Annotated in this window: 6 protein-coding genes; all 6 read right to left on the bottom strand. The window is 61.1% G+C overall.

Annotated elements, in window-relative coordinates; genetic code table 11:
• Positions 1-46: 46 nt before the first annotated feature.
• Positions 47-931, bottom strand: a complete 885-nt coding sequence (locus tag EKA13_RS16045; protein ID WP_065760339.1) for a DUF4123 domain-containing protein — start codon at positions 929-931, stop codon at positions 47-49.
• Complete coding sequence (locus EKA13_RS16040) at positions 928-2,949, bottom strand: type VI secretion system Vgr family protein (RefSeq protein ID WP_065760338.1); 2,022 nt, start codon at positions 2,947-2,949, stop codon at positions 928-930. Before EKA13_RS16040 ends, EKA13_RS16045 begins: the two co-directional genes overlap by 4 nt.
• A gap of 182 nt (positions 2,950-3,131) precedes the next feature.
• Positions 3,132-4,091 carry a serine/threonine-protein kinase gene (locus EKA13_RS16035; RefSeq protein WP_065760337.1) on the bottom strand — a complete coding sequence of 320 codons (960 nt, stop codon included), beginning with the start codon at positions 4,089-4,091 and terminating at the stop codon, positions 3,132-3,134.
• Positions 4,088-4,816, bottom strand: coding sequence for a PP2C family protein-serine/threonine phosphatase (locus tag EKA13_RS16030; RefSeq protein WP_065760336.1), 729 nt, complete (start codon positions 4,814-4,816; stop codon positions 4,088-4,090). Before EKA13_RS16030 ends, EKA13_RS16035 begins: the two co-directional genes overlap by 4 nt.
• Positions 4,816-8,328 carry a type VI secretion system membrane subunit TssM gene (gene tssM, locus EKA13_RS16025; protein WP_065760335.1) on the bottom strand — a complete coding sequence of 1,171 codons (3,513 nt, stop codon included), beginning with the start codon at positions 8,326-8,328 and terminating at the stop codon, positions 4,816-4,818. Before tssM ends, EKA13_RS16030 begins: the two co-directional genes overlap by 1 nt.
• Positions 8,325-9,212, bottom strand: coding sequence for a type IVB secretion system protein IcmH/DotU (gene icmH / locus EKA13_RS16020; protein WP_065760334.1), 888 nt, complete (start codon positions 9,210-9,212; stop codon positions 8,325-8,327). The genes tssM and icmH overlap by 4 nt, the downstream gene beginning before the upstream one ends.
• Between the last annotated feature and the right edge of the window lie 3 nt (positions 9,213-9,215).

Below are 9,215 nucleotides of genomic sequence, written 5' to 3'. Positions count from 1 at the left end.
TGCCTGAGACGCGCCTGCCTAAGCTCTGCCGGACTGGCTTCCTGATTCATGTTGCATCCTTGTCTAATTCGATTGCCAGGCAGTGGTCATCCAACCGTTCCAGGCGTTGATCCGCAGGCAGCCTGAGCGCCTCAGGGCTGTGCGCCAGCCAGCGTCGATAAGGGCCGTCGGGGTGCTCCGTAAAGTCATCGCCCCAGCACAGGCTGTACTGCACCCAAGTGCTCAGGCCCCGCTCTGTCGTCAGCCCCCAGGCCTCGCCGTCATCCAGGCGGGCGTCAAACCACTGCGCGAGGGTGCGTTGATCGCGCGCGGTCAACGATGGCGCAAAATACTGGACAAGCTGTGCATACAGCCGTTCGATAAACCGCCAGCGCCCGGCATTGCCCAGTGCTTCAAGCTGCGCGTGACTGAGCCGTGCGTGGTCATCCGCCCATGTCGGTGGCGCTGCTGTACGGACAAAGGTGCGCCAGCCAGTGGCATCGCACACCACCCAGGCATGATGGGGTTCGGGCACCTGCCAGGCATCGAGTGGCCCCAGCACCTCATCCAGATGCACGGCGGGGTAGCTGCCCAGCCAGAAGTGCGCGACCAACGGGTCGGCGAAACGCAACAGGCCAGTGCCGCCCAACGTATCGGGCGGCGCGATGAAATGGCGCAGATGCTCTGCCACCACCTTCATCGGCTGGGTGCTGTACAGCAGGCTGACGCTGTTGGCCCAGCCGTTGTCTGCAGTGCTCGCGTGCTGGAGGAGCGTTGAATGCGCGGGGGCCCTCACCAGTATCGGCCCCAGGCCCGACAACTCGGCCCAGCGCGTTCCGGCGTAAAGCGGTACAACCTCCAATGGTTCGTGATAACCCTGCAGCCTGGCCAGGGCTTCTGGCCTGAGCACGCCATCAATCAACAGGTAGTCAGCCGGGCGCTCTGAAATCATGCTTGCTGCGCCCGTGCTCGGGCCTGCTCACAGACCTCGCAGCGCGCTGGAGCGCCCGACAGCGCCTGCCGTTGTGCCTGTACCTGAGGCGCCGACAAGGCACTGACCACACCCGGCAACTGCGGGCTGGCGGGCATAGCGGCAACAGGCGCCCCGCCCAACTGAATGTCCGTGCTGCTGAAGATGCCGCCAGCGCTGATCAACACCTGCTGACCGCCGCCTCTCAGGGCCAGGCAGGCACCTGCATCGACCACCACAGAGCCCCCCGCCGTCAGGTGCACCTCCTGCCCCGCCTCGACCACCAACACCTGCCCGACCTGCGTATGACAACTGTTAGCCACTTGCCGGTAGTCATTGGCCTTGAGATGTACCTTGCGGTCGCCACTGACACGGTGATGCTGCTCAGCATCCAGGACCGTGATGCAGTTGCCTTTCACGGTGGTCTTGCGCTCATGACCGATGTCCAGCCGGCTGTTGTGCTCGATCTTCTGTTCCATATCACGCTGGGCGCGCAGGTAGATCAGTTCCTGGCCCTTGCGATCCTCGATATGCAGTTCGTTGAAACCACTACCGTCCGGCGTACTGCGGCTGCGAAAGACGCTGCGGGTATTGCTTGCCGGCAATTCATGAGGCACGGGATTCATGCTGTTCGGTAGGCAACTGCTGACCAGCGGACGGTCCGGATCCCCCTCCAGGAAAGTGACCAGCACTTCCATGCCCACACGGGGAATGACGACACTGCCAAAATGGTCACCCGCCCACCCTGAGGCCACCCGCAGCCAGCAGCTGCTGTGGTCGTTGTTCTGGCCTTCACGGTCCCAGTGGAACTGCACCTTGATCCGGCCATAGGCATCGCAATAGATCTCTTCGCCTTTCGGGCCGGTCACCCGGGCGGTCTGGCTGCCCGGTATACGGGGTTTCGGATAGGCCTTCGGCGGGCGGTAAAACACATCACAGGGCGTGGCGGTAAAGTGGTTACGGTAACCTTGCGAGAACTCGCCCCCGTCGTCGTGGGTAACGTATTCCTCCAATACCTGGGGCTGCTTGCCTTCATGCTCAATTGAGGTCAGCAGCCATAGGCCGTTCCACGCCTTGCGCGGGTGCTCGGAGAGTTCCAGCAGATAGCCGCTGACCAGCGCAGGTTGATCGCTGTGGCCTTCGGCCTGACGGTAGTCGGCGCGGTGACGCTCCATGGTCCGCTGACTGAGCGGCTTGCCACGCTCGCCCGTCAGGAAGCCGCCGGGGTAGCTGTAGTCTTCCAGGTCCGGCTCTGGAAACAACGCATCCGCCGCAGCCTCGGCCTGCAGCACATAACTGGATTTTTCAAAGTCATAGTCGCGCAGTGCCGTCCGGCGAGTGCGCGCCTCCAGACGGACCTCGAAGCGATTGATCACCGGCTCATCGGCCACCATGCTGCTGTCCTGCTGGTAAGGCGTGGGCCGGCCGAGTTTGGGGAAGAAGGTCTGATGGTCGCTGAACACCACGACATGCCCCTCTGGGCCATGCGCAAAGCGGTAGCTCACGCCCTCCTCGTGGCATAGCCGCTGAATGAAGTACAGATCGGTCTCACCATACTGCACACAGTATTCACGTGGTGAGGCGGTCTTCTCCAGGTGCATCTGGTAGCCGTTGCTGAGAATGCCGTGGTCTTTGAGCACCTGCGCGATGATCTGCTCCAGGGTGCATTGCTGAAAGATCCGGTGATTACGACGCAACGCCAGGTAGGCCAGTTGCGGCACCAGCGTCAGGTGGTAGTGGGTCAGGCGTTTGCCGGACTCACCCCGTGCGATGCGAAACACCTGCCCGTGAATGCCTGCGCCCTGATCATTGAACGCCAGAAATGCCTGCCTGTGCAGCAGGTGCTCAAGCGCCAGATCGGCACGCTCACTGACCAGTTCCACCTCGAAGGCATAGGGTGTGCTGATGGCTTCCTGGCCATTGAACGCCAGCACCTGAAAGTCGTGGTCGACGTCGTTGAACGTCAGGCTGAACGCGGTTTGATTGGCGCAAGCGAACATCCGTTGTTCCTTTCGCAAGTTCAATAAGCAGGGCGCTTGCGCGTACGTAAACGGCCCGAATTCAAGAAGGAAATAACGCTACCAGAGACGTTTCCAGAAGGATGTAGGACGCGTCTGAAAGTGCGTTCCAGCCACACCGCATGCCGCCTGTTTCCCGCGTGAGCTCACGGTCTGCGGTGGCATCACCACCACTGCCCTTGCCAACGCGGGCGCCAGAACGGCACACGGCTCAATACAGCCTGAAGGTCAGTAGCGCTGATGGTTCGCCGTGAGGCATCCAACGCCAACGCGGTGCGCAGGGCCGACCAGCAATGCCTGGGCAGATTGTTCGGCGCACGCAGTGCTCGCTCCAGGCCCTCGGCGCAGGCCTGGGTTGCTGGCAAACGACGATAGGGATGCTTGCCCCCGGCCAACTCATACAGCACACAGGCCAGCGCAAACAGGTCGGAGCGGGCCGAAGGCGCTGCCCCTTCCAGCAATTCAACGGCGGCATACCCTGGGGTCCAGGCGTTGAAACGGGTTCGACTCAAGCGTGCAAGGCCAGGCATCCCTTCCTCGGCGTGCCCAAGGCCAAAGTCGAACAGCCGCGGACCATCGTCACAGAGCATCACATTGCTGGGCTTGAGATCACCGTGCACGACACCGCGCTGGTGTGCATGAGCCAGGGCATCGAGCAGCGGCAAGGCAATACTGCGCAACATGTGCCACGGCAGCCCCAGCGGATGCTCGCAAAGCAGCCTGTCCAGCGTCAGGCCCTGCATCAGCTCCATGCTGATAAAGGCACGCTGGCAATCGGTGTCGACTTCAAAGGTGTACAGGCGCACGACATTCAGATGGTGCAGGTGCCGGGTAAGCGCGAACTCGCTGTACAGCAGCGCTGCGCCATCCGGCGACTCGTCGAGGCTGTCCGCGAGAAACTTCAGCGCGACAGGGGGCGCAGGATCGCCGAACTGTTCATGCAGCAAGTCCCGCGCACGGTAGACACACCCCATGCCTCCAACACCGAGCAGGCGTTCGATGCGGTAACGCCCGGCAACCACATCAGGCAGCGCTTTGCCACGGATGCTGGCAGGCGCGCATTGAACCTGGCCGACAGGGGCAAAGCCCGAGTACAGGCTGGCGTCGCTCTCCGGTTCGCTCATCGACGGATCACCACGGCTGTCAGGTTGTCCTGAGCACTGCCACACAGCGCGGCCTCGAACAACCGTTGCAACGCCATATGCGGTGTAGAACGGCTTAGGGCACTGCCCAGCGTTTCACACCCCAGCGCCTGATAGAGGCCATCACTGCATAGCAGCAAGGTATCACCGGGATAGACAGTGAACTCGAGCATATCCAGCGTCAGTTGCGCCCGTGCACCAACGGCCTGAGTCAGGGCATTCGCCGACGGGTGGGCGCTGGCCTGCTCGGCACTCATCTGCTGCTGCTCAATCAGTTGCTGTTGCAGCGAATGGTCTCTGGACAACTGGTACAGACGCCGCTCTCGCCACAGGTAGCAGCGACTGTCGCCGGCCCAGATGCATGCCGCGCGGCTACCCTCAAGCATCAGGGCAACCACGGTGCTGCCCATGATGCGCTCAGAGTGCCCCTCGGTAACCGTCAGTTCCTGGCTCAGGCGCCGGTTAATCCAATGCAGACACTGGCGTACCGCCTTGACCCGCTCATCAAGGCTCAGGGTCACCGGCAGATCGGCCAGGCTGGTGACGATCAGTTGGCTGGCCATGGCGCCGCGCTCGTAACCGCCCATGCCGTCGGCAACAACCCAGAGCCCCTGCGCGGGGCAATCGAGAAAGGCGTCTTCGTTGTGTTCACGCACCTTGCCAACCTCGGTGTGCCCCGCGCTACAACACGCCCTTTCAGACACCATCAGAGCTGCACCGGCATACGGAAGGTGCGCAACACGCCCATATCAAATGGATTCGGCGTACGTTGGCTCATCAACAGGTAATTGGCTCGCAGGCCGCCAACGTCGGCCTTGAGTACCAGCACATCACGGCCACTGAGGTACTCGGTCTGCATCAGGTCAAACAAGCGGAACAATGACCAAGGCCCCGTATTCTTCTCGATGCCGATCGGCCGTCCGACCGCGCGTTCGAGCACCAGGCTGCTGCGTCCATCCTGCGCATCGGTTGGCCAACTGAATGCCGTTGGCACGATGGGGCCATGGCGGTACTCGACAACCTGATGACCAAAGCGGAACTCGGCCCGGCTCACCGACGGATCAAGGGTGTAGGGTTCAAGCTTGAACTGAACTTCGGGCTCGTTCGGGTTGTGGGCAAAAAAGCTCTGTCGAATGACCTGAAGCGCAGCCATCTGGTCCAGATAGGCATTGGACGCAGGCAAGCTCTGGCCATCGATACTGCGTAGGCGATAGCGCCCCGGATCACCACTGACGAAGGGCCGCATGTAGGTCTCGAAGAAGCGCTCGGCAATCCCCTGGGCTTTGAAGAACTCGCGAAAGTCCACCAACGCGACATCACTGGCACTGTGGGCGTCAAAGGGATAACGCTTGTGGACAGCCTTGCGGTAGAAGCTGTACAGCTCGCTCTGGTAGCGCTGATTCAAGTAGCGGTAGGTATCGTCAAGCACCAGACGCCAGCTGTCCTCGGCCAGTACACTGAACCAGGCACTGACCGGGCGCGGCAAACGCCCCGACGCGTTGCGCAAACTGCTCAAGGCATCGCGCTGGCCAATCATGCGGGCCTTGGCCATGTCGAATGCCGCTTGCTCAGGGGCACTGGCGCGAACCAGGCTGGCCAGTTGCAACTGCACATCGTTAAGGGCTTGCAAGGCTGGCGTCAGGTCGCCAGCCGGGCCATTGCTGCTATCAAGCAGCCGGTGCAGAGGTTCGAAGCGCCGCTGCAGCGCCTGTTTCGCCGTGTCCGGCAACGCCTTGGCCAACGCGCCCTGGGCCTGGCCTGCTGCAGCGACAGCCAGCTTGCCCAACGCACCCGCCTTGTCGCCCACACGGTCGGCAGGCGTCGGTAGGCTGCCCAGCGTGTCTGCAACCAATGCAAAGCGGGTGTTTTCTCGGACTTCTTGCAGCAGTAGCAGCACCGGCGAATTGGCCGAAATCAGCCCGGCCAGCAACTCGGCGGCTTCGCCAGCATCGTTCGAGGGCCGTAACGCCACCCGGCCGAGCGCATCCCCCCAATAGTTGGCATAGTCACGGAAGTAGCGCTGCTCAAGCTCGACCATCAGCCGCCGCAGGTCCATGGCGCTGATATCACTGCCCTCACCCAACACCCAATTGTCCCGCAGGATATCGGTCACCAGGTTAACGCCCTGAGGCGCAAAGTACTGCTGATAACCCTGCTGGGTGTAGAAGCCCGGTATGACATGGTCCGCGCCAACAAACAAACCGCCCTGTGAGCCCAGGTGCTGGCTTAAGCGATAGTCCGGCATGCTCCGAGCCTGCTCGCGCAACACGCGGTAGACCACATTGGCCAGCGACTCGCCACGCAACACATGGCGCGCCTGACCAACCAGCGTGTCGTTGAGCGGGTAGCTGAATGGCCGCGCCAACAAACGTCGCAAATGAGCATTGAGGCCTTGCTGAAGCGCCGTGTTGCCGGAATAACGCACAGACCATTGCGACGCCAGCCATTGTTCGAGCCACGCGGCATCGCGACGCGTCGACAGGTTCAGCATCAGGTAGGCACGCAGATTGTTGAGCAAGCGTGTGCGGTCCTTCAGGCTGCCACGGATCTGCCCTTCAAGTTGCGCTGCCAGCCAAGGCAGCAACCGTTCCTCCAGCTCACGCTCATATGCAGCATCGAGCAGTGGTTTGCTGGCGCGGCCCTGATACAACCCAGTACGTTCAAAGGGTGAGACCTGCGCAGCCTCAGGGAATACCTCGGTTGCCGCAAAGCGCAGGTCAAGCGCCTTGAGCAAGGTTGCCGGGTCATTCGCAGCCAGCGCCTGTGAATCCTGTGCAGCCGATTGCCTGGCCAGTTCACGCAGGTGTTCAAAACGCTCGTGGTTGGATGAAAAACCATTGCTCCACAGCAGCCCGAGCCCGACCAGCACCGCCAACGCGGCGAGGTAAACCGCCCGTTGTCCCCAATGAATACGACGGCGCTCACGCGAGTCCAATCCTGCAAGATCGGCTTCGGGAAAAATGACCTTGCTGAACAAATGATGGATAAACCATGAACGCCCCATGGAGGCAGCAGCTGTCGAATCGACTGGCACGTGCTGGTTTGCATGAGCACTCGGCTGGGCCGGAGCGGTTGCAGCGCTGGTCAAGTAAAAGCCGCGCAAGGGGATAGCAAGCTGATAGCGATTACCGCCAAAGGCCTTCTGAACGAACTCGCACAACCCATCCCCCAGTGCCCCCAACTGATTGGGGAAGTCGAGAATCAACCCGCGCTGCTCGATATCACGCTCCAGGTGCACTCGCTGAATCACCTGGCTGTTCAACCGGTGCAGTAGCGCTTCAAACTCCCCACGCAGTACCCCTGCATCGTTTCCGTCCTGATCGGCGCGCAGTGTACTCCCCAGCACCTGCTGGCTTTCCTCGTGGGTCAACTGACTAAAAAAGGCGTCGAAGCCGGGTAGCAGATCAGCCTTGGTCAGGACCAGATAGACCGGAAAGTCGACCTGCAGCCGTTGATGTATCTCATGAAGTCGACCACGCACCTGTTGCACGGCGGTCGTGAAGTTATCTCTGTCAACGCTCAGCAATACGCCCACCGGCACCGTCACGACCACGCCATTAAGTGGACGATTACGCCGGCGGTTACGTAGCAGGCCAAGCAAGGTAGACCAGGCACCGCCATCGACAGCAGCCTTGGATTGCTCCAGATAGCGCCCGCTGGTATCAATCAGAATGCCGTGATCGGCAAAGTACCAGTCGCAGTGCGGGGTGCTGGAGACATCGCCATTGGCCTTACGGTCAACGCTGTTGAGAGGAAACTCAAGCCCCGACAGCTCCAACAGGCTGGTCTTGCCGCTGGCCGTGGGACCGATGAGCAGGTACCAGGGCAAATCGTTGCGCCATCGTTCGCTACGGCCACGGTAGAGGCTTGACGCTTTCAAGGTACGCAACGCCTGCTTGAAACGGCGGACCACTTCACGCCGCTGCGCATCCATCGCCTCGCGGCTGCTGCGACGTGCCTCGGAATCTTCGAGGGTTTCGGCCAATTGCTTGCGTACGCTGGCGCGCCAATTGCTGAAGACCAGCCCCAGCCCCCACAACAGAAACAACACACTGATGCTCAGCAGACGGGACGTCGCAGGTGCCCAGAGTTTGTAGTCATCAACCGCCAACAGTGGCCCGACAAACCACACCAGCAGCGCCAGGCACAGCACCAGCAAAAGCGACCAGACCCAGGTCCTGGACAACCAGGTACGTATGTTCTCGAAAAAGGTTTTCATGGCATGTCTCTGTATGGCGGTTGAAGCTGAACCGCTGCCGAGTCCGTCGGCAAATAAGGCTGCAGCGCGCGCTCACGCTGTTCGCCGAGTACCCAGGCAAATCCCGAGTACATCACCCCAAGGCTGACCAAGGTGAACATCGCGACCATCCAGGTCGGTACGATGCGCACCAGATTTCGCCGCTGGGTACCCAAGCCTTTCCATTGCGGCGACAGTTCGCGCGGTACATCGCCTCGCAACTGACGGATACGCTGGTACAGGTCATCGCGAATGCCATCGAGCCCCTGCATGCCGCGGTCGGCCACTCGGTACTTGCCCTCAAACCCGAGCGCCAGGCAGAGGTACATCAACTCCAGCATCTGCAAATGTCCGGCAGCCGCTTTCAACGACTGTTCAAGCAGCCAGAAGAACTTCTCGCCACCGAAGGTTTCGTTATGGAAAGTGCTCAGCAGGCTCTTCTGAGACCAGTCGCTATTAACGCCCCACGACGTCGTGACCACTGCTTCGTCGGCCACCGTGCACAGCACATAAGAGGCCATCGAGACCTGACGGCTTTCCACCCCAAGCTGACCCGCACGCTGCTCAAAGGCAGTGACATGGTTCTGCAGGCGTTTGTTAAGTAATGTGAGCTCTTCGCCAACACGGCTCTGTTTGATCCTGATGACCTCGGACAGCAGCTCGGAGGCCGCAGCAACCAACGTGTTGATACTCAGGGTAAAACTGTGGGTTGGGCGCGCAGTGGCGCTGAACACCAGCCGATCAGCAAGCGCCTCGACACGTACCGCGCCTGCCTGGTCGGTCAATGGTGCCCCCTCTGGCAGGCTGCCATTGTGGGAACTGGCAAGAACGGTCAAGTCCTGATAACGGTGCTTTTCTTCAGACATACC

The organism is Pseudomonas defluvii, assembly GCF_001695625.1.
In the GTDB taxonomy this organism is placed as follows: Bacteria; Pseudomonadota; Gammaproteobacteria; order Pseudomonadales; family Pseudomonadaceae; genus Aquipseudomonas; species Aquipseudomonas defluvii.
This window is presented reverse-complemented; position numbering and strand designations above follow the sequence as displayed.